This window comes from Primorskyibacter sp. S187A (assembly GCF_049800955.1).
Lineage (GTDB): Bacteria > Pseudomonadota > Alphaproteobacteria > Rhodobacterales > Rhodobacteraceae > JAKVBH01.
In genome coordinates, this window is record NZ_JBNAGA010000001.1 from 873,295 (window position 1) to 892,121 (window position 18,827).

Annotated in this window: 22 protein-coding genes; 5 read left to right on the forward strand and 17 right to left on the reverse strand. The window is 60.0% G+C overall.

Annotated elements, in window-relative coordinates; translation table 11 throughout:
• The first annotated feature begins 48 nt into the window (after nt 1-48).
• From rpoD to ACP15S_RS04460, 5 genes are all read left to right on the forward strand, one after another.
• Entirely contained in the window at nt 49-2,031 is a 1,983-nt protein-coding gene (gene rpoD / locus ACP15S_RS04440) for an RNA polymerase sigma factor RpoD (protein WP_425038368.1), read from the forward strand.
• A complete protein-coding gene (locus tag ACP15S_RS04445) occupies nt 2,031-2,318 on the forward strand; it encodes a DUF1294 domain-containing protein (RefSeq protein WP_425038369.1) in 288 nt (95 codons plus the stop codon). The genes rpoD and ACP15S_RS04445 overlap by 1 nt, the downstream gene beginning before the upstream one ends.
• Nucleotides 2,319-2,385: 67 nt before the next feature.
• The gene (locus tag ACP15S_RS04450; RefSeq protein WP_425038370.1) at nt 2,386-2,646 is read left to right on the forward strand and encodes an HlyU family transcriptional regulator; all 261 of its coding nucleotides are present in this window, start codon (nt 2,386-2,388) and stop codon (nt 2,644-2,646) included.
• Nucleotides 2,647-2,790: 144 nt separating this feature from the next.
• Nucleotides 2,791-3,027: a hypothetical protein gene (locus ACP15S_RS04455; RefSeq protein WP_425038371.1), complete on the forward strand. Its 237-nt coding sequence runs from the start codon at nt 2,791-2,793 to the stop codon at nt 3,025-3,027.
• Nucleotides 3,028-3,069: 42 nt separating this feature from the next.
• On the forward strand, nt 3,070-3,501 hold the full coding sequence (locus ACP15S_RS04460) for a secondary thiamine-phosphate synthase enzyme YjbQ (RefSeq protein ID WP_425038372.1): 432 nt from the start codon (nt 3,070-3,072) through the stop codon (nt 3,499-3,501).
• Here ACP15S_RS04460 and ACP15S_RS04465 read toward each other — a convergent pair.
• The 17 genes from ACP15S_RS04465 to ACP15S_RS04545 form a co-directional block, all read right to left on the reverse strand.
• Nucleotides 3,498-4,793, reverse strand: coding sequence for an NAD(P)/FAD-dependent oxidoreductase (locus ACP15S_RS04465; protein ID WP_425038373.1), 1,296 nt, complete (start codon nt 4,791-4,793; stop codon nt 3,498-3,500). The two genes, ACP15S_RS04460 and ACP15S_RS04465, sit on opposite strands and share 4 nt — an antisense overlap.
• A gap of 33 nt (nt 4,794-4,826) precedes the next feature.
• Entirely contained in the window at nt 4,827-6,185 is a 1,359-nt protein-coding gene (locus ACP15S_RS04470; protein WP_425038374.1) for a glutamine synthetase family protein, read from the reverse strand.
• Nucleotides 6,182-6,862: a type 1 glutamine amidotransferase gene (locus tag ACP15S_RS04475; protein WP_425038375.1), complete on the reverse strand. Its 681-nt coding sequence runs from the start codon at nt 6,860-6,862 to the stop codon at nt 6,182-6,184. Before ACP15S_RS04475 ends, ACP15S_RS04470 begins: the two co-directional genes overlap by 4 nt.
• Nucleotides 6,863-6,898: 36 nt before the next feature.
• On the reverse strand, nt 6,899-8,245 hold the full coding sequence (locus ACP15S_RS04480) for a glutamine synthetase family protein (RefSeq protein ID WP_425038376.1): 1,347 nt from the start codon (nt 8,243-8,245) through the stop codon (nt 6,899-6,901).
• A gap of 70 nt (nt 8,246-8,315) precedes the next feature.
• Nucleotides 8,316-9,122 carry an ABC transporter permease gene (locus ACP15S_RS04485; protein ID WP_425038377.1) on the reverse strand — a complete coding sequence of 269 codons (807 nt, stop codon included), beginning with the start codon at nt 9,120-9,122 and terminating at the stop codon, nt 8,316-8,318.
• 67 nt (nt 9,123-9,189) lie between these two features.
• Nucleotides 9,190-10,077 (reverse strand): ABC transporter permease, encoded by an 888-nt coding sequence (locus tag ACP15S_RS04490; protein ID WP_425038378.1) that lies wholly within the window; start codon nt 10,075-10,077, stop codon nt 9,190-9,192.
• 94 nt (nt 10,078-10,171) lie between these two features.
• Nucleotides 10,172-10,900, reverse strand: a complete 729-nt coding sequence (locus ACP15S_RS04495; RefSeq protein ID WP_425038379.1) for a transporter substrate-binding domain-containing protein — start codon at nt 10,898-10,900, stop codon at nt 10,172-10,174.
• 21 nt (nt 10,901-10,921) lie between these two features.
• Nucleotides 10,922-11,692, reverse strand: coding sequence for an ABC transporter ATP-binding protein (locus ACP15S_RS04500; protein WP_425038380.1), 771 nt, complete (start codon nt 11,690-11,692; stop codon nt 10,922-10,924).
• 107 nt (nt 11,693-11,799) lie between these two features.
• Nucleotides 11,800-12,543 (reverse strand): phosphate/phosphite/phosphonate ABC transporter substrate-binding protein, encoded by a 744-nt coding sequence (locus ACP15S_RS04505; RefSeq protein ID WP_425038381.1) that lies wholly within the window; start codon nt 12,541-12,543, stop codon nt 11,800-11,802.
• Nucleotides 12,544-12,557: 14 nt separating this feature from the next.
• Nucleotides 12,558-12,992, reverse strand: coding sequence for a TerB family tellurite resistance protein (locus ACP15S_RS04510; protein ID WP_425038382.1), 435 nt, complete (start codon nt 12,990-12,992; stop codon nt 12,558-12,560).
• Nucleotides 12,993-13,030: 38 nt separating this feature from the next.
• A complete protein-coding gene (locus tag ACP15S_RS04515; RefSeq protein ID WP_425038383.1) occupies nt 13,031-13,492 on the reverse strand; it encodes a TerB family tellurite resistance protein in 462 nt (153 codons plus the stop codon).
• Between the two features lie 5 nt (nt 13,493-13,497).
• Entirely contained in the window at nt 13,498-14,217 is a 720-nt protein-coding gene (locus ACP15S_RS04520) for a hypothetical protein (protein ID WP_425038384.1), read from the reverse strand.
• Nucleotides 14,201-14,773: a DUF6151 family protein gene (locus ACP15S_RS04525; RefSeq protein WP_425038385.1), complete on the reverse strand. Its 573-nt coding sequence runs from the start codon at nt 14,771-14,773 to the stop codon at nt 14,201-14,203. The genes ACP15S_RS04520 and ACP15S_RS04525 overlap by 17 nt, the downstream gene beginning before the upstream one ends.
• A gap of 150 nt (nt 14,774-14,923) precedes the next feature.
• Complete coding sequence (locus ACP15S_RS04530) at nt 14,924-16,567, reverse strand: CTP synthase (protein WP_425038386.1); 1,644 nt, start codon at nt 16,565-16,567, stop codon at nt 14,924-14,926.
• 168 nt (nt 16,568-16,735) lie between these two features.
• Nucleotides 16,736-17,098 carry a preprotein translocase subunit SecG gene (gene secG / locus ACP15S_RS04535; protein WP_425038387.1) on the reverse strand — a complete coding sequence of 121 codons (363 nt, stop codon included), beginning with the start codon at nt 17,096-17,098 and terminating at the stop codon, nt 16,736-16,738.
• Nucleotides 17,099-17,173: 75 nt separating this feature from the next.
• Entirely contained in the window at nt 17,174-18,412 is a 1,239-nt protein-coding gene (locus ACP15S_RS04540) for an MFS transporter (protein WP_425038388.1), read from the reverse strand.
• Nucleotides 18,409-18,804 carry a DUF6524 family protein gene (locus tag ACP15S_RS04545; RefSeq protein WP_425038389.1) on the reverse strand — a complete coding sequence of 132 codons (396 nt, stop codon included), beginning with the start codon at nt 18,802-18,804 and terminating at the stop codon, nt 18,409-18,411. The genes ACP15S_RS04540 and ACP15S_RS04545 overlap by 4 nt, the downstream gene beginning before the upstream one ends.
• Nucleotides 18,805-18,827: the final 23 nt, after the last annotated feature.

Here is an 18,827-nt window from a genome sequence, read left to right on the forward strand (position 1 = left end):
AGGCCCTACGTGATTCGTGCCCACGCCCCTTTAGCCCAGGAGCCCTGAATGGCCAAAGATACCGAAGAGCAGAAACCGGACAATGCGGACGATGTTTCGCTCGATATGAGCCAGACGGCGGTCAAAAAGATGATCGCCGAGGCGCGTGAGCGCGGCTACATCACCTATGATCAGCTCAACACCGTCCTGCCGCCGGATCAGGTCTCGTCGGACCAGATCGAAGATGTGATGTCGATGCTGTCCGAAATGGGTATTCAGGTAACCGAGGACGATGAAGAGGCCGATGAGGACGAGGCCAATAAAGGCTCGACCGAACTTGTTGATGCGTCACAGGGCAAGGATGTGGCGCTGTCTTCGGGCACCACAGAGAAACTGGACCGGACTGATGATCCCGTGCGGATGTATCTGCGCGAAATGGGCTCTGTGGAATTGCTTTCCCGCGAAGGGGAGATTGCAATTGCCAAGCGCATCGAGGCGGGCCGCAATACGATGATTGCCGGGCTCTGCGAGAGCCCGTTGACGTTTCAGGCCATCACCATCTGGCGTGATGAACTTCTGTCAGAAGACATTCTTCTGCGCGATGTGATCGATCTGGAGGCCACCTTTGGCAACCAGATGAGCGAGGATGGAGAGGTCGAAGAGCCTGTCGTGGACACATCCGGTGTCCAGACCGAGGCCAAAACGGAAGACAGCCCCGAGCTTGATGCAGATGGCAATCCGATTGTCAAAGACGATGATGATGATGACGATGATCAGGCCAACATGTCCCTCGCGGCCATGGAAGCGGCACTCAAGCCGCAGGTCCTCGAAATGTTGGATAGCATTGCGGAGGATTACGCCAAGCTATCGGATATTCAGGACAGCCGGATCTCTGCCACGCTGAATGAAGATGGCAGTTTTTCTTCGTCTGACGAGGATGAATACCAGCGCGTGCGGTCTGAGATCGTGGAGCTCGTCAACGAGTTGCACCTGCACAACAATCGGATTGAGGCGCTGATTGACCAGCTCTATGGCATCAACCGCCGGATCATGTCGATCGACAGCAACATGGTTAAGCTGGCCGATCAGGCGCGGATCAATCGCCGCGAATTCATTGACGCCTACCGGGGACGCGAGCTCGATCCCAACTGGCTGACCGAGATGGGCGAGAAGTCAGGTCGTGGTTGGCAGATGTTCATCGAGCGCTCAACTGGCAAAGTCGAGGAACTGCGGGCCGAGATGGCTCAGGTCGGCCAATATGTGGGTCTCGATATCTCCGAATTCCGCCGCATCGTGCAACAGGTGCAAAAGGGTGAAAAAGAAGCACGTCAGGCCAAGAAGGAAATGGTCGAGGCGAACTTGCGCCTCGTCATTTCGATTGCCAAGAAATACACGAACCGTGGCCTGCAATTCCTTGATCTTATTCAGGAAGGCAATATAGGTCTGATGAAGGCAGTCGACAAATTCGAGTATCGCCGCGGCTATAAATTCTCGACCTATGCGACGTGGTGGATCCGTCAGGCGATTACGCGCTCCATCGCTGATCAGGCGCGTACAATCCGGATCCCGGTCCACATGATCGAGACGATCAACAAGCTGGTGCGCACAGGGCGCCAGATGTTGCACGAAATTGGTCGGGAACCTACGCCGGAGGAATTGGCCGAAAAGCTGCAGATGCCGCTGGAGAAGGTCCGCAAGGTGATGAAAATCGCCAAGGAGCCCATCTCGCTCGAGACGCCGATTGGTGATGAGGAAGACAGCCAGCTTGGTGATTTCATCGAGGACAAGAACGCGGTTCTACCCCTTGATGCCGCCATTCAGGATAACCTGAAAGAGACCACGACCCGCGTTCTCTCGTCGCTGACACCCCGGGAAGAGCGCGTGCTGCGCATGCGTTTCGGGATCGGGATGAATACGGACCACACGCTCGAAGAAGTGGGCCAGCAATTCAGCGTGACCCGCGAGCGTATCCGTCAGATCGAAGCGAAAGCCCTCCGCAAGCTCAAGCACCCAAGCCGTTCGCGCAAACTGCGGTCCTTCCTCGATCAGTAATGACCACGCTGCCCGCGTCTTTTTGGTGGGCAGCGGCCATTTTTGCCGTCAACGTCATTGGCTATCTCACGATGATCTGGGACAAATTCTGCGCCCGACGCGGGATGTGGCGGGTGCCCGAGGAGCGCATGCTGACCATGGCGTTCATGGGCGGCGCGCTCGGGTGCAAAGCGGCGCAATTCGCGGTGCGCCACAAAACCCGGAAACAACCCTTTGCGCGGCAATTGAACTGGGCGCTCGGCTTCAATATCCTCGTGGCAGTGTTCGCGGTGTATCGTCTCCTGTGATGACCTGAGCATCGGTAGAAACGATGTGCTTTTGTGACTGACCTGACCTGATCTGAAGGAGGAGACCATGTCGTTGCTTTCGAAATTATTTGGCGGTGGGAAATCCCCCGAAGCCGCGCCAAAAGGCGAGATCTATGAAGGGTTCTCCATCACAGCCACGCCCCAACGCGCGGATGGCGGCTACCGCATCGGCGCTTTGATTGAAAAAGACGGCAAACGCCATGATCTGATACGGGCCGATGTGATCGCAGATCACGATACGGCCGTTGAGGCATCTGTCGCCAAGGCGAAGCAGATGATCGATCAAATGGGTGACAGGCTGTTCTAAGCCGCGGCGAGGGTCCGATCCAAGCCTTCGTTCACGCATTCTCACGTGCTGTCACGCCACCGGTCTCGCCGGATCACGGCTGCGCGCGCACGTGTTCACAAAGTAACTTCGCCCCCCATCTCTCTCATCACAAGGAGAGAGATCATGAAACGCATTTTCGTGGGCCTTTTGGCATTCGCCCCACTCACACTGCCCGCCAGCGCGCTGGCGAGCTACGGCCCTGTCATCACTCAAGAGCAAGCAGCCGGTTTGCATGTCACGCAAACCGCATGGCTGGGCCTGCGCTCAATCGCGGATCACGACTGTATCACTGTTGTGCAGACCGATCCCGCCCCCACAGGTGAGGCTTTTGCCTGCGCTGTCCCCCTGCAAGGTAATTGATCAGCTTCACCTCAGCCGGGTCCGCGGGTATAGATTTGCTCGATGCAAACGAGCTTCTCCCTCCAAACCCGCGGGCCCGGTCTTTACGAGTTTACTGCCCAGCTGGCCGCTTGGCTCAAAGCGCAGGCACCCCGGCATGATGGTTTGTTGACGCTGATGGTGCGGCACACCTCTGCGTCGCTTCTCATTCAGGAAAACGCCGATCCGGACGTACAAGTTGATCTCAACGCCTTTCTTCAGCGCCTCGTGCCGCGCACGAGCGATCCCTCCATGGCTTACCTGACCCATACCTATGAGGGGCCCGATGATATGCCTGCGCATATCAAGGCAGCGCTATTGCCCGTCTCCCTGAGCATTCCGGTGCAGTCTGGGGTGATGCGGCTAGGCACATGGCAGGGGATTTATCTGTTCGAACACAGAGATCGTCCGCATAGCCGTGAGATTGCGGCGCATTTTGCCGTGAGCCGCGTCTAGCAGCCGAGCCGGTCGCGCAAGGCATACCAGGTCATCGCCAGCGCAAGCAGAGGCGTACGCATGCGAGGGCCACCCGGAAAAGGCGCAGAGGGCAGGGCGGCCATCGTGTCGAACCCATCGCTTTCGCCTTGAATGGCCTGTGCCATAAGCGCGCCGGCATGGGTGGCCGTGCCCACGCCGTGACCGGAATATCCGGACGCGGACAGCACGCCCGGGGCCAATTGTGTCAGGTAGGGCAGGCGTTTCATTGTAATGGCCAACGTACCGCCCCAAGCGTAGTCAATCTTGACGTCCTTGAGATGCGGGAAAATCTGCAGCATCGGCTTGCGAACCTTGGCTGCGATGTCTTTCGGAAAGCGATAGCCATAGCTTTCGCCGCCGCCAAAGAGCAGCCGCCCGTCATGGGACAATCGGAAGTAATTCACCACAAAGCGCTCATCCGCCACGGCCGCATCCTGCGTCAGCACGTCTGCCTGACGGCTGCCGAGCGGCTCTGTCGCTGCAACGAAATTGTTGATGGGCATCACGCGCGCGGCAACCTGCGGCGCGAGAGTGCCGAGATAGCCATTGCAAGCCAGCACGATGTGATCCGCTCTGACGCTGCCCCGGGCCGTCTGCACATGGCCGGGTGTGAGCGCGGTCACACGGGTGTTTTCATACACCTCCGCGCCGTGTTGTACCGCCGCCGCGCCCATGCCCTGAGCAAAACGCAAGGGATGCAGATGACCCGCGCCGCGATCGATCGCACCGCCCCGGTAGTCCGGAGACGGACAAAGCGCCGCGAAAGCGTCCTCGGACAATGCCTCAATCTCGGTATAGCCGTATCGGTCCTGCAAAAAGGCCACGTAATCATGCAGGTCCTGAACTTCGCCCGGCGTTGATCCCGCCGATGCGATGCCGGGGCGCAGATAGCACGCGATACCGTGGCGAGCGATGATACCCCGGACACAGGCCTTGGCCTCCTCTCCCAGATGCCAATACGTGGCCGCGTCCTCGCGCCCGAGCATCTTCTCAAGCTGCACCTGATCCAGGCGTTGACCGGAGCCCAGCTGCCCCCCGTTGCGCCCTGACGCACCGCTGCCCACGCGCGACGCTTCCAGGACAACGACGCGGCGTCCGGCCTCCGCCAGATGCAGCGCACAGGACAGGCCCGTAAACCCGGCCCCAATGACGCAGACATCCGCGCGCACATCGCTCTGCAGCGCCGGAAAGCTGCCAATATCAAGGGCTGTGGCGGCATACCAACTGCGGGCATGTTGGCCCGGTGTGTCATTGGCCGTCAAAAGATCCATGGGATCCCGTCCTCGTGCTGCAGGTGGATGGCTTCAGACATTCAGCAACAGGTGCTCGCGCTCCCAAGGGCTGATCACTTGCAGGAATTCCTCATATTCCGCGCGTTTGACAATGCCGTAGACGCGGCAGAAATCGCGGCCCAGCACGTCATGCAGATCATCGGCGCCATCAAACAACTCCAGCGCCTGACCGAGAACCTGCGGGATATCGCCCTCACCTTCATAGGCGTCGCCCTTGAACTGCCGGGCGGGGCGAAGCTCGTGTTTCATGCCCAGAAGACCACAGGCCAAGGAAGCGGCAATGGCCAGATAGGGATTGCAATCCATCCCCGCGATCCGGTTTTCCACGCGTCTGCTGCCTGGAGACGAGAGCGGGACGCGAATGCCCGTCGTGCGATTGTCCCGGCCCCATTCCAGATTGATGGGCGCGGCGTGATCCTTCACGAAGCGACGATACGAGTTGACATAAGGCGCCATGACCGCAAGCGCGGCGGGCATGTAGGTCTGCAAACCGGCAATGAAATTGTAGAACATGTCCGTCTCACCGCCCTGCGGGCCGGAAAAGGCGTTTTGTCCGCTGGCCACATCGATCATGGAATGATGGATATGCATGGCCGAGCCAGGTTCGTCCTCAATGGGTTTGGCCATGAAAGTCGCAAAGCAATCGTGGCGCAGCGCAGCTTCGCGGATCAGGCGTTTGAAATAGAAGACCTCGTCTGCGAGTTTGACAGGATCGCCATGGCGCAGGTTGATCTCCAACTGGCCCGCGCCGCCTTCCTGCGTGATACCATCGATCTCAAAGCCCTGCGCTTCGGCGAAATCGTAGATGTCATCGATCACCGGGCCAAACTCATCGACCGCGGTCATGGAATAGGCCTGACGCGCTGCCGCCGGGCGGCCCGAGCGGCCCATCATTGGCTTGATGGATTGCGCCGGATCGATATTGCGAGCCACAAGGAAGAATTCCATCTCAGGCGCGACAACAGGTTCCAGCCCCAAATCACGGTAGAGCTGCACCACGCGCTTGAGGACATTGCGCGGTGCAAACGGGATGGGCGTGCCATCGCGCTCCTGGGCATCATGGATGACCTGCAATGTCCAATCCCCGGTCCACGGCGCGGCCGTGGCGGTGCTCATGTCGGGCACGAGCGTCATATCCCGTTCGACAAAACCACCGTCGCCTGCGGCCTCGCCCCAATCGCCTGTAATCGTTTGATAAAAGATGGAATCGGGCAGGTAGAAGTGGCTTTGCCGCGCGAATTTGGACGCAGGCACAGCCTTGCCGCGGGCAATGCCGGGCAAATCCGCAATGACACATTCCACCTCATCAAGGCGCCGCCCGTCCAGATAGCTGCGCGCTGCCTCTGGCAGCTCCTCCATCCAATCGCTCATGCGATGCGCCTTTCATGAAAGAAGCGCCCAATCTGGCGGGCGAGAGTGTCATTGTCGACCGGCGCGTCGAGGTTGGCGGCGGCTGCTTCAAGCAATTCATCGGGAACCACACCGCGCCCCCGCGTCCGGATCAACCCATCGATGAAATCTGCCTGGAACTCAGGATGCCATTGCACAGTGAAGGCCCGATCCTTGTAAAGCAGCGCGGCATGGGCACAAAAGTCGCTCTTGGCGATGACCTCTGCGCCCTCCGGAAGCGTGACGACTTGATCCTGATGCCAGGCATTCTGGGTAATCTCCGTCCCGAGCATCTCGTAGCGCTGCGCCCCAACGGACCAACCACCGGAAAACTTCTCGACACGGCCACCGAGGGCCTGCGCGATGATTTGATGACCAAAACAGATGCCGACCAAAGGGCTGTGAGCTTCAAACGCTTCGCGAATGAACGTCTCCAGTGGCGCAATAAAGGCCAGATCATCATAGGCACCATGGCGCGAACCGGTGATCAGCCATCCATCCTGCACATGCGTGTTTTCCGGAAATTCACCATCCACAACACTGTAGGTCGTGAACTCAAATCCCTGATCCGCGAGCAAGCGCCGAAACAGCGCCGCATAATCGCCGATCCCGGCCATTTCGTCGGGAGTATGTCCGGCTTGCAGAATTCCAATCTTCATCGGTCTTGGTCCATAGGTGATGCGATCTTTCGCGGTTTATACCGTATCCAGATAGAGCGCTGTTTGTTCGTCATCCGAAAGCTGTGCCATGCCCTGCGCTTCCTGCCGTTTGCACATCACGAAGTTATCGATGAGCGTGTCGCTAAACAGGCGGCGCATGGCGGCACTTTTCTCAAAACGGTCAATGGCCTCGTCCCATGTACCCGGCAGCATCGGGAGGTCCTGATCATAGGCGTTGCCTGTGATCGGGGGCGGCGGCGTGGCACCGCGTTCAATGCCATCAAGCGCCGCACCAAGGATCGCAGCGAGGGCGAGATAGGGGTTCACATCGCCGCCCGCCACGCGGTGTTCAATCCGTCGTGCCGCAGGCGCACTGGCCGGGACCCGCAAAGCGGCCGTGCGATTGTCATAGGCCCAGCTCAGGGCATTGGGCGCATGGGCCCCGGGGATCAGACGGGCGTAGGAATTGGCATGGGGGGCGAAGAGGAGCGTGCTGTCCTGCATCACGTCAAGACAGCCCGCAAGCGCCTGTTGCAGGGCGTCAGTGCCCGCGGGTCCGCCGTCGTCAAAGATGTTTTGGCCGTCTCCGTCCAGGACAGAGAAATGCGCGTGCATCCCGTTGCCGGAGGCGTCCGGGTAGGGCTTGGCCATGAAAGAGGCGGCAAAGCCGTGCCGCCGGGCGAGGCCCTTGACCAGCATCTTGAAGAGCCATGCGTCATCGGCAGCCTTCATCAGATCGCTCTGGTGTAGAAGATTGATCTCAAACTGCCCGAGCCCGGCCTCTGATATTGCGGCATCCGCCGGGATGTCCATCGCATCGCAGCACTCGTAGAGCTCGGTGAAAAAGCCGTCAAAAGCGTCGAGCGCCCGGATCGACAGAATGTCGCCTGCGGTGCGGCGTTTGCCGGAGCGGGGGGAGGGCGGCACTTGCAGATGCCGTCCGCTGTCGTCGATCAGGAAGAATTCGAGCTCCACCGCCACAACGGGGGTCCAGCCGCGCGCCTTGTATCGGTCGCGTATTTGGGCCAGAGCATGGCGGGGATCGCCCGCGAAAGGCGCACCGTCCGTGCCATACATCCAGATCGGCAAGAGCGCTGTCGGCGCCTCCAGCCAGGGCATGGGAACAAAACCGCGCTCCGTCGGATGCAATACTCCGTCGCAATCCCCGGTTTCGAACACAAGGGGGCTGTTCTCGATATCCTCGCCCCAAATATCGAGGTTCAGGACGGACATGGGAAAGCGCGTGCCTTCTGTGAGAACCTTGGCGCCGGTGCTGACAGGCATTCGTTTTCCTCGCGCCTGTCCATTCAGATCAGAGGCCGCGACCCGAATGGTCCGGATTTGCGGCCTCTCGTTGAGCCATTGAGCAGTGGGCGCGGACATCTCAGCCTCAAGAATTTGATCAAAAGCATCTAGCCGCGCGATCAATGCCTTGGCAAGAGCTCCGCGCGTCTTAGCGCAACATCGGTGCGCGCCCGCGTTTGTGGCGGCGTTGCTCTGCGGGCAGGTGGCGATTGAGACGTTTCCCGATCCGCCCCATGATCCAGATGACCGTCAGGGTCAGAAGAATGAAATAGCCTGCGAGGATCGGGTAGGGGACGAAGGGATTGAACGTCTTGTCGGCAAAGAAATTCGCGTAATAGAGCGCATCGCCGCGCTGCTGCCAGGCGGGAAATCCGGAGAAAAACACAAGCGCCGTCGCGTGAAAGAGGAAAATGCCCTCGTTGGTGTAGGCCGGCCAGGCCAGGCGCAGCATCGTCGGAAAGGTGATCTTGCGAAACTTTGACCAGCCCGAGAAGCCATAGGCGTCCGCCGCCTCCAGATCTCCCTTTGGGATGGAGCGCAGCGCGCCAAAGAAGATCTCGCCTGAATATGCGGCCGTATTCAAAAACAGCACAATCGCCGCCCCGAGCCACGCAGAGGTGAAGGGATCAAACAGCGGCGAGACGCTTTTGAGCGAGAGAAACGCGAAATAGGCAAAAAAGAACTGTATGAAAAGTGGTGATCCACGGAACACGAAGACCACCCATTCCGAGAGTTTGCGCAGCGCCCATCTGTCGCTGGCCTTGCCCATGGCCAGAGCCACAGCAAAGAAAAAACCGGAGATCAGCGCAACAATGCCAAAATAGATGTTCCAGATCATGCCGGAGCCGATCAAGACAAATTGCTGACACAGGGTGTAGTCCGACCGCGGCAACAACCGCTCGCCAATGCCGACGGATCGCAGCGCATAATCCGCTATCGTTTCCCAGCAGCTCACTGTTTGCCCCCTGAGAGATCACCCATCTGTTTCTTCTGGCCAAAAATACGCAAATCCGCGGCGCGCCTCATGGTGCCACCGCCTTGCGTTGTGCCTCGCCGCCGGATGTGGCCTGGCCATGAGTGAGCTTGTCCATCAGCCGATCAAGCACGATTTCCGAGACGCGCGTGAAGGCGAGATAGAAAACGAGAAGCGCAAAGAAATACCACATGCGCCAATCGCCATGGGGATAGTCGGTAAATCGCGCGGTCTTTGCGCCGCCCAATTCCCGGGCCCAATAGACAATGTCCTCAACGCCAAGCAGAAAGAGCAGCGGCGTGGCCTTGATCAGCACCATCCAGAGGTTGCCCAGACCGGGCAGGGCATAGACCCACATCTGGGGCACAAGAATGCGCCAGAACGTCTGCCGCTCCGACATGCCGTAGGCTTCTGCGGTTTCCAGCTGCGCCCGCGGTACGGCCTGCATGGCGCCAAAGAGAACGTTCGCAGCAAAGGCGCCAAAGACAATGGCAAAGGTCATCACGGCCAGTGAGAAGCCGTAGACTTCGTGAATCCATTGCGCCGCGTTGCCAAGGGGAAGCTTCGCATCCGGACAGACAAGGAAATCATTGCCCTGCCGGATCGGATCCGTCCAGTCTGGGCAAAGTACCTGATGGCGCATCCATTCGAAGCCTTGATCCAGCGCGATCACGAAGAACAGGAAAAACGCGATATCAGGCACACCGCGCACAATAGAGATATACCCCTTGCCGAACCAGCGCAGCGGCGCGACCCGTGCCCGCGCGGAAATGGCGCCGAAAAACCCCATGGCAAGAGAGGCCGGAGCGGTGATGGCCAGAAGGGTCAGCACCGTCAGGAACGACCAATAGAAGCCCATGTGCTTGCCTGTGGTCAGGTAGCAGGCCATCCATTGCCAATCAGGCAGAACGCTGGGGTCTGTGCAAAAGGAAAACATCGCTCAGGTCACCTGCAACAGACTGGGCGCAAGGCCTGAGGCGGGTTGGGGGCCCAACCTGCGCAAGAGATATGAGATCGGCCCCCGCATCAGATCAGAACTGCTCGCCAACTTCCCATTTGGCAATCAGCGCATTGATGCTGCCATCGTCTTTCATGGACTGGATGGCAGCATCAAACTTGGCTTTCAGCTCGCCATCGCTCTCGCGCACGCCAATGCCTACTCCGCCGCCAATCAGCTCGGATTGATCCAGCAAGGCGACATCGGCATTCTCGCCCGCGATGGGGCCAAGATACGCAGCATCGGCCAGAACGGCATCCGCTTCGCCCGAACGAACGGCGGCGACGGTTTCGTCAGGTGTTGCAAACTCGACGAGCGTTGCGCCCATCTCTGAGACAAAGGCGGCCTGGATTGTGCCGGTCTGGGCCGCGATGACCGCGCCTTTGACGTCGAGCCCTTCGTTGCCCGCGGCAACGAGGTAGGCCGAGGGGTCAGGCTGGGTGTAGTTCTGCGTGAAATCAATCACTTCGTCGCGCTCGGCTGTGATCGACATGCCGGCAATGATCGTGTCGTAATTGCCTGAGACGAGGTTGGGAATGATGCTGTCCCATTCATTGGTGACCCACTCGCAGGTCAGCTCGGCACGCGCGCAAAGCTCGTCACCCAGCTCGCGTTCGAAGCCATCGACTTCGCCCGCATCATTGATGAAGTTGTAGGGGGGGTAGGCGCCTTCTGTGCCCATGCGGACAACAGAATGGCTGCCCGCCAGGGCGAGGCCTGCGGTCAATGCAAGAGCAGCGGTGCTCAGGACCAGTGTTTTCATCTTGTGTACTCCCGTAGATGATTAGGACGCGGTCGCAGACAGGAACTGCTGCAGCCGCGCGGATTTGGGCGCGCCAAAGAGTGTTTCCGGCGGGCCTTCTTCTTCGATGCGACCCTGATGGAGAAAGATCACATGATCGCTCACATCATGGGCCAGTTTCATGTCATGGGTGACGATGATCATTGTGCGGCCCTCAGAGGCCAGATCCTTGATCACGCGGACAACTTCCTGTTCGAGTTCCGGATCAAGCGCTGACGTCGGCTCGTCAAACAGCAGCGCCTCCGGCTCCATGGCGAGCCCGCGCGCAATGGCGGCGCGTTGCTGCTGGCCGCCAGAAAGCTGCGCAGGATAGACATCGCATTTGTCGCCGATCCCAACTTTCTCGAGGTAGCCACGCGCGGCAGTCTCGACCTCCGCACGGTCACGTCCCAGCACTGTCACGGGCGCTTCCATGACATTTTGCAAAATGGTCATATGGGCCCACAGGTTGAACTGTTGAAAGACCATCGACAAGTTGGTCCGGATGCGCAGGATCTGGTGCTTGTCCCCGGGGCGGCGGCCATGGCCGTGGCCCGCCCATGTCACTGGCTCACCCTTGAACAGGATGTCGCCTTGCTGGCTGTCCTCCAGCAGGTTGCAACACCGCAGCAGCGTGGATTTGCCCGAGCCGGAAGAGCCGATAAGCGAAATGACTTCGCCCTTCTGCGCGATCACATCCACGCCCTTCAGCACTTCCAAAGCGCCATAGGCTTTGTGCAGATTGCGGATCTGGATCACAGGAGGGGTGGTCACGCGTCGTTCCCAACATTTGCAAGCTGGCGCGCATTGAGAGGGATTCTGTGCGGATTGTCCAGACAAGGCCGAGCTTCGGTATCGCTTTCCGCTGCGTTAGCTCGGGGTCAGTGCGGTGTCGGTCCAGGAGGACGCGGCAGGGACAGGTAATCTTCTGCATCGAGCACAACAAAGTCTTGTAAGCCCCCCAGTTCCGGAGCGCCTCTCCAGGAGCCTTTAGCAAAAGCGGCGCGCAAAATCGCGCGCAGAGGTTCGGGATCCGTACCCTTTGCCGTGATCAATGGCAGCCCGGGTGTCGGCGGCGTGCGGCCAGCGCGCTCCACATGGCTTAGGTGCGGATCAAACCTGTCACAGAGCTTGAGCGTAACGGCATCAATGTATGCGCCATCTGCGTCATTGCGGGCCACGGCGCGCAGGGACGCTCTATGACTGCCAGTCACCATAATGTCAGAGGCATGGTGGGCAAAGGCAGTCGTGTCAGCTTGCCCGACCAGCGGCTCCAGCCCTGCGACGTAGCCGGATTGACTGTCATATCCGTTGATCGCGAGGTTTTGGATCGGGGCTCCGGCCTCGCGCGTCACGAAATGCGACCAATACTGGCCCGGCGGTCCGCCGAGGCCAAAGTCGAAGGTTCCGACATAAGTGACCTGATGGCGCAGTGTGGTGCGCAGGGGCATCGAGCAGGTTTGGGACAAGATCAGATCGTCGCGCAGCCAATGCTCTGTCCAAGGCCCGGCAATCTCTTCCGGAGGCGTCAGATCGGGTAAGTCGAGCCCGTAGCCATGACCGGCTGATTGCACATCTGCCCACATCTCGCGCCAGGCGTCCGCATTTTCCGCACGCCAGTACATGGGCAGTGATGCAATCACCCCTCAACCCGTTTGCGGGCCATCGCGGAATCGACGTCGGACACCCCAAGCATCGGGGCCACCATGCGCAATAGCGCGTTTTCTTCTTCTTCCCGAACGCCATCGGCCAGCACCACGTCCCACAGCGCCTCGATCACGCCGATCCGCTCGTCATAGGCGACCGCATCCTTGATGGCGCGGGTAAAGCGCACGGTATCGGGAGCGGCTTGTTCAAGCGCCTCCGCATCGGCGCGCAGCTTGCTGGCCTCAAAGGGGCTCAAACCGTAGCGCTTGGTCAAAATGGCATCAATGCGCGCAACTTCTTCGGCATCATAAGAGCCATCTGAGCGTGCAATGCGTACAAGCAAAGCCGCCAGTGCGAGGCGCGCATCCGTGGGGGAGAGTTCTTCGGGCTCAGGCTGGACCAGCCTTTTGAGAAAATCAGCTATCATGGTGCACATATATGGCGTGCAGCGCTGGGGGCCAAGAACTAGCGGATCACCTCTGCCGCCTCACGCGCGGATTTGCTATGCGCGCGTTCGACGCCCAGCTGATCCTCGATCAATTCCGCCACGATCAATTCCTGATCCTGTTCGATGCCATCCGCCAGGATCACGCGCCAGAGCGCCTCCACGATGCTGCGGCGTTCGTCATAAGGGACAGCTTCGCGGATCAGTGCGGTGAAGTGTTCCGTTTCAGGCATCGCATGTTCGAGGCGCTCGCAGGTGGCCCGCATCTTGGCCGCGTCGATCGGCCCGAGACCTTCCCGCTCCGCGAGAATGCGGTCGATCTGCTCGAGCTCTTCAAAGAGATATACATGATCCGCTTTTGCCAACCGGACCAGCAATGCGCCAAGGGCCAGCCTCGCATCCAGTTCGGGCAAAGGCTCCGGCGCGGGCTGGTCTTTCGGGCGGTGCAACCATGCCGTCAGGCGGTCAATCAGCTCCATCATCTCTCCTAACTGGATGCATAGGCCAAGGAATACAGAATGTCATCCACGGCGATACCACCGGGATCTTTGGTCGTCAGGGTGAAAGCGGCGCAGTTTTTGTCAGGAAAACGCACGCCGATGTCTTGCGGGCCGTAGTGCAGGCCAATGATCTGCACGCCGATCACCTGCCCAGAGCGGTCGTAGAACGTGAGTGTCGCGATGCCGGGCAACGGACGGGCGCCCAAAGGATCTTCATACTCAGCGTGCAGGCGCAGGCCGAGTGCCGCTTGATCCGCCTCAAACAGCACGGCCAGAGCCCCTTCGCCAAGGGCGGCGACATCTGGGTAGCCGCGCGGGCCGAGCGGAAATGCCGCCATGGAGCCAAAGCCACGATGCTGGGCGATGGCAAGGCTCTGGCCCGGCCCGCCGGGCACGGGCTGAAGTGGTGTTGAAACGTCGCCGCCAAATGCGTCGAACCTGTTGTTTTGCGCATCACGGGCCGTCAGAAGCGTTTGGCCCATAAAGCGCTCGCCAATCAATGCACCCGGCGCGCGATAGAGCCCGTCGATCAAATGGCCGGGTTCCGGCACAGGCGGCAGCGTGTCAAAGCTGACAAGACCGGGCAATTCGCGCGCCAGAGTGTCGTAATTCTCCGGGACCACAGGGCTGGTTTGAGCGGCCAGCGGGCCCGCGACAAACCCCGCCAGTAAAGCGCTTGCGAGGCATGCGCTAAGGCCGCGCCGCATTGCGCTCTTCCTTGCTCAAAACACGCGGTGGGGCCACGGGCGTCCAGGGCGGGCCCGTAAAGAAAGGCGTCTCGCGCCACTTGCCACTCATCCGCGCGGCCAGGCTGCGTCGAAAAAAGGCGATCACGGATCTCCCCATGCCACGGTCTTTCGCAGGCACCCCGGGCCGCCCCTTGGCGTAGACAGTGTTCACCACGGCGGCTGTCTTCGGAAGGGTGTCCTGCCCCGATTGTGCATTGGCCAGAAGCACGCCTGCAAAACTCAAATGCGGGAAGGGCAGCGAATTGGCGACCGGCGTGTTGCAGCACGAGGTATGCCAGCGAAAGAGGCCTTTGGGAGAGAGCCGCATCAAGGCCAGCGGCGCTCCTTCCACGCTGAGTTGATGGGCCGCCACCTGCAGGATATCGGACCCGCCGCCTTCATCTAGAACATCCGCCTCAACATGACGCGCGGCGGTCTGACAATCGGCACAATAGCACGTCAGGCGCGTCCCAGAACGCGGGGCGCTGACGATCCAGTGAGTGCGTCCACAAGGGCAGGAGAGTTTCAATGTCATGGCAAAATGCTACGCAGCATTGGCCAGCCAGGCAAGTGGGGCTCTGCCCGAGGCGCAAACACAAGGTTTGCGCCTCCCCAGGATTTTTTTAGCAAAAGGAAGGCGGTTGTTAACCTTCGCGGAAGGTGAACAGCCGAAGGGGGATCGTGGTCAGACCAAACGGGACATTTCCTTGGCCGCGCGCACGAAATCAGCAAAGAGCGGATGCGGCGCAAAGGGTTTGGATTTGAGCTCGGGGTGGAACTGCACACCGACAAACCACGGATGCTCCTCCCATTCCACGATTTCAGGCAAACGCCCGTCGGGCGACATGCCGGTAAATTTGAGCCCGACCTCTTCCAGCTTTTCGCGATACTTGATGTCGACCTCGTAGCGGTGGCGATGACGCTCATCAATGGCGGTGCCGCTGTATATTTCAGCGACCTTGGAGCCCTCTTTCAAAACCGCATCATAGGCGCCCAGACGCATGGTCCCGCCTTTGTCGTCCGACGCCGACCGTGTGACCTTGGCATTGCCCTGCACCCATTCCTTGAGGTGATAGACCACGGGCTCAAAGCGCTTCTTGCCGGCCTCGTGGTCAAATTCCTCGGATCCCGCCGTGTGCAGGCCCGCCACATTCCGCGCCGCCTCGATCACGGCCATCTGCATGCCAAGGCAAATCCCGAGGTAGGGCACCTTGTGTTCGCGCGCAAATTGCGCCGCGCGAATTTTTCCTTCGGTCCCGCGTTCACCGAAGCCGCCGGGGACGAGAATGGCGTGGAAGCCTTGCAGATGCGGCGAGGGGTCTTCGCGGTCGAAAATCTCGGCATCGACCCACTCGATCTTGACCTTCACGCGATTGGCCATTCCGCCATGGGTGAGCGCTTCCGCGATGCTTTTGTAGGCATCCTCGAGCTGCGTGTACTTGCCGACAATGGCCACCTTGACCTCGCCTTCCGCGTTGAAGATGCGATCATGCACATCTTCCCAACGGCTGAGATCGGGCTTGGGCGCAGGGGAGATCTGGAAGGCATCCAGAACCGCCTGATCCATGCCTTCCCGGTGATAGGCCAGGGGCGCTTCGTAGATGGACTTTAGGTCTTGCGCTGCAATCACGCTATCGGGGCGCACATTGCAAAAGAGCGCCAGCTTCTCGCGTTCTTTGGCCGGGATCGGGCCTTCCGAGCGGCAGACGAGAATATCCGGCGCGATGCCAATGGAGCGCAGCTCCTTGACGGAGTGCTGTGTCGGTTTTGTCTTTAGCTCGCCCGATGCCTTGATCCATGGCAGCAGGGTCAGGTGCATGAAGAGGCATTGACCGCGTGGCTTGTCCTGGCTGAATTGCCGGATGGCCTCAAAGAAGGGCAGGCCCTCGATATCGCCCACTGTGCCGCCAATCTCACAAAGCATGAAATCGACCTCATCTTCGCCGATGGAAATGAAATCCTTGATCTCATTGGTCACGTGAGGGATGACCTGGATCGTTTTGCCGAGGTAATCCCCGCGGCGCTCTTTCTCCAGAACCGTCGAGTAAACGCGGCCCGAAGAGACGGAATCGGTGCTGCGCGCAGCCACACCGGTGAAGCGCTCGTAGTGCCCCAGATCGAGATCGGTCTCCGCCCCATCATCGGTGACAAAGACTTCCCCATGTTCAAAGGGCGACATCGTGCCCGGATCAACATTGAGGTAGGGATCAAGCTTGCGCAGGCGCACAGAGAAGCCGCGCGCTTGTAACAGCGCACCCAGTGCCGCTGAGGCCAGACCCTTGCCCAGGGAAGACACCACGCCACCAGTAATAAAAACAAAACGCGCCATAAGGGGCAGACCTCCCGTGAATTCAGTTTGATTGGGGCCGAGAGCCCGGATCTACCGGGTCTGAATGGCTTCACTCACGGGGTTTCAGGATAAAGGATTCGCATATGCTGCGCAAGGCGACCGCAACATCCTGTTAACGTCTGAAACTGTCCCGCAAATTGTGGTGTTTTAGTCCGCGCGTGGCACCAACGGCGCGTTGTCACCCTCACCCGGAGGCAGAAGCGTGTCTGCGTCGGGCAGAACAGGCGCGTCTTCCGCCGCGGGGGGCGTCAACGGACCGAGCCGATCCACCACAGACGTCCCGGACGCGTTCTGCGCGGCAAAGATGGTCAGCGTCATGGAGGTGCAGATAAAGGCAATGGCCAGGATCCACGTCACCTTGCCGAGCGCCGTCGCGGCTGATCGCCCAGACACCGCGCCGCCACCGCCGCCGCCAATGCCCAGACCGCCACCCTCGGACCGTTGCATCAGCACAACGCCAATAAGCGACAGCGCAAGCAGCAGGTGTACAATGAGGACAACGTTTTCCATGGGTCAGCCTTTGGGTCTCTCGGGTCTTGGCGGTATCTAGGCGCTCGCGTCCGCAGGCGCAAGCGGGCAATCACGTCAGCGCGCGCTTTCTGGCAAGTGCAAACGGCGTAGGGCGTAGAGCAATAGCAAGCAGACAAACACGGCAGAGACCGCAAATGGTGCGCGCAGCGCCACCTCGCGCCCCAGTGGCTCCAGCGTCGAGACGAGCAATCCGCCTGCCAGTGCCGCAAGGGGCAGGGGGCCCCAGCCAAAGAAACGGTAGATCGCATTCACGCGGCCCAATAAAGCGTCGGGGATCAGACGTTGCCGGTACGAGACCGTCACAATGTTCCATAAGACGCCGCCAAAAAGGAGCGTTGCTTCGGCGAGGCAGGCCATCAGCGCAAAAGGCACCAGCGCATAGGCCAAAAGAGCGCTCATCTGCAGGCCCAATGCCGCCAATACCGCCGCACGTCCGCCTATGCGCGCAACGATCCGTGGACCGATCAGCCCTGCAAGCACGCCACCTGCCGCGCCGCTGGCCAACAACATGCCATGGCCCAGTGGCCCGAGCCCCAGCACGTCCTGCGCGTACAAGACGAGAATGGCCATGACCATCATACCCGCAAAGTTGAGACACCCGAGCATCAACGCCAGCCGTAAAATGACCGGATGTCCGCGCATCCAATGCCAGCCTTGCGCCATCTCCTGAAGAACTGCTGTGCGCGCCGGTTCAGGGCGCGGGGCGAGGGTGACAAGACGGACCAGAAGAAGAGCCATCAGAAAGCTGAGCGCATCGAACAAAAAGGGTAGGGGCAGCCAAAGCGCGATCAGGGCGCCTGCAAGCGGGGGGCCAATCAACGCGGTGACGTGCTCAACACTCCACAATCGCCCGTTGGCCTCCTCCAGGTCATCATTGTGAACGATGGAGGGCAGGATCGTCTGCGCCGCATTGTCTCGGACGACCTCGGCCGTGCCCAGCAGAAAGGCCAATGCGGCAAGCGGCGCAATCCAGTAGCTCTCCAACACGCCATGGGTGTCCAGCATGAGCGCCATGGCCACGATCAGACTGGTCAGGGCAAAGCGCAGCCCATCGGCCATCAGTATGAGCCGCTTGCGATCAGCCCGGTCGGTCAAGACACCGACATGCAGCGAAAAAAGCAGCCAGGGCGCGCGCTGGCCAAATCCGATCAACGCCACAAGCAGGGGATCGCGGGTGATCAGCGTTGCGAGCCAGGGCAGCGCCATGGCCGAGAGCCCATCGCCAAGGTTGGTGATCCCGGTAGACCAGAAGAGCCTTCGGTAGTTTGCGTTGCCTTTAAGGCGCGTGCTCATGCGTCGACATCATCAACATCCGCCTGACCTGACAATCGGCGCCGCACGATGGACCAGCTCAGACCGATCCCAAGGACGAGCGACATGGCAAGAATACCGATCCATGTATTCACATTCCGGTTCTCAAGGGACAGCCAGCCCAGATCGTACAGCACCCAGAGGAGCGCGCCCAGCAGCGCGAGGACGAGCAACATGCCAAACGCACCAATGGAGCGCAGGGTCGCACGCAGGTAGATGATATACCCGATCAGAAGGACTAGCCCGCCGAGTGCTATGAACGAGACGGGTGTGTCGGGCGCCGCAGCCCAGGTCACGTAGTTGTAGGGCGTGGGATTGAAGGTCGCTGCCACCAGAACAAGCGCAAAAACCCACCTCAACAAAAATCCCGCCATGACTGCTCTGCTCCCAGTGTCTT

Excerpts from the sequence above, each read along its gene's own strand:
- rpoD (WP_425038368.1), top strand. The coding sequence starts at position 49 with ATGGCCAAAGATACCGAAGAGCAGAAACCGGACAATGCGGACGATGTT.
- ACP15S_RS04505 (WP_425038381.1), bottom strand. The coding sequence starts at position 12,543 with ATGTACTGGCGTGCGGAAAATGCGGACGCCTGGCGCGAGATGTGGGCA.
- ACP15S_RS04525 (WP_425038385.1), bottom strand. The coding sequence starts at position 14,773 with ATGACATTGAAACTCTCCTGCCCTTGTGGACGCACTCACTGGATCGTC.
- ACP15S_RS04450 (WP_425038370.1), top strand. The coding sequence starts at position 2,386 with ATGTCGTTGCTTTCGAAATTATTTGGCGGTGGGAAATCCCCCGAAGCC.
- ACP15S_RS04520 (WP_425038384.1), bottom strand. The coding sequence starts at position 14,217 with ATGCGGCGCGGCCTTAGCGCATGCCTCGCAAGCGCTTTACTGGCGGGG.
- ACP15S_RS04470 (WP_425038374.1), bottom strand. The coding sequence starts at position 6,185 with ATGAGCGATTGGATGGAGGAGCTGCCAGAGGCAGCGCGCAGCTATCTG.
- secG (WP_425038387.1), bottom strand. The coding sequence starts at position 17,098 with ATGGAAAACGTTGTCCTCATTGTACACCTGCTGCTTGCGCTGTCGCTT.
- ACP15S_RS04465 (WP_425038373.1), bottom strand. The coding sequence starts at position 4,793 with ATGGATCTTTTGACGGCCAATGACACACCGGGCCAACATGCCCGCAGT.
- ACP15S_RS04530 (WP_425038386.1), bottom strand. The coding sequence starts at position 16,567 with ATGGCGCGTTTTGTTTTTATTACTGGTGGCGTGGTGTCTTCCCTGGGC.
- ACP15S_RS04545 (WP_425038389.1), bottom strand. The coding sequence starts at position 18,804 with ATGGCGGGATTTTTGTTGAGGTGGGTTTTTGCGCTTGTTCTGGTGGCA.
- ACP15S_RS04445 (WP_425038369.1), top strand. The coding sequence starts at position 2,031 with ATGACCACGCTGCCCGCGTCTTTTTGGTGGGCAGCGGCCATTTTTGCC.
- ACP15S_RS04495 (WP_425038379.1), bottom strand. The coding sequence starts at position 10,900 with ATGAAAACACTGGTCCTGAGCACCGCTGCTCTTGCATTGACCGCAGGC.
- ACP15S_RS04480 (WP_425038376.1), bottom strand. The coding sequence starts at position 8,245 with ATGTCCGCGCCCACTGCTCAATGGCTCAACGAGAGGCCGCAAATCCGG.
- ACP15S_RS04475 (WP_425038375.1), bottom strand. The coding sequence starts at position 6,862 with ATGAAGATTGGAATTCTGCAAGCCGGACATACTCCCGACGAAATGGCC.
- ACP15S_RS04510 (WP_425038382.1), bottom strand. The coding sequence starts at position 12,992 with ATGATAGCTGATTTTCTCAAAAGGCTGGTCCAGCCTGAGCCCGAAGAA.
- ACP15S_RS04455 (WP_425038371.1), top strand. The coding sequence starts at position 2,791 with ATGAAACGCATTTTCGTGGGCCTTTTGGCATTCGCCCCACTCACACTG.
- ACP15S_RS04460 (WP_425038372.1), top strand. The coding sequence starts at position 3,070 with ATGCAAACGAGCTTCTCCCTCCAAACCCGCGGGCCCGGTCTTTACGAG.
- ACP15S_RS04540 (WP_425038388.1), bottom strand. The coding sequence starts at position 18,412 with ATGAGCACGCGCCTTAAAGGCAACGCAAACTACCGAAGGCTCTTCTGG.
- ACP15S_RS04515 (WP_425038383.1), bottom strand. The coding sequence starts at position 13,492 with ATGATGGAGCTGATTGACCGCCTGACGGCATGGTTGCACCGCCCGAAA.
- ACP15S_RS04490 (WP_425038378.1), bottom strand. The coding sequence starts at position 10,077 with ATGTTTTCCTTTTGCACAGACCCCAGCGTTCTGCCTGATTGGCAATGG.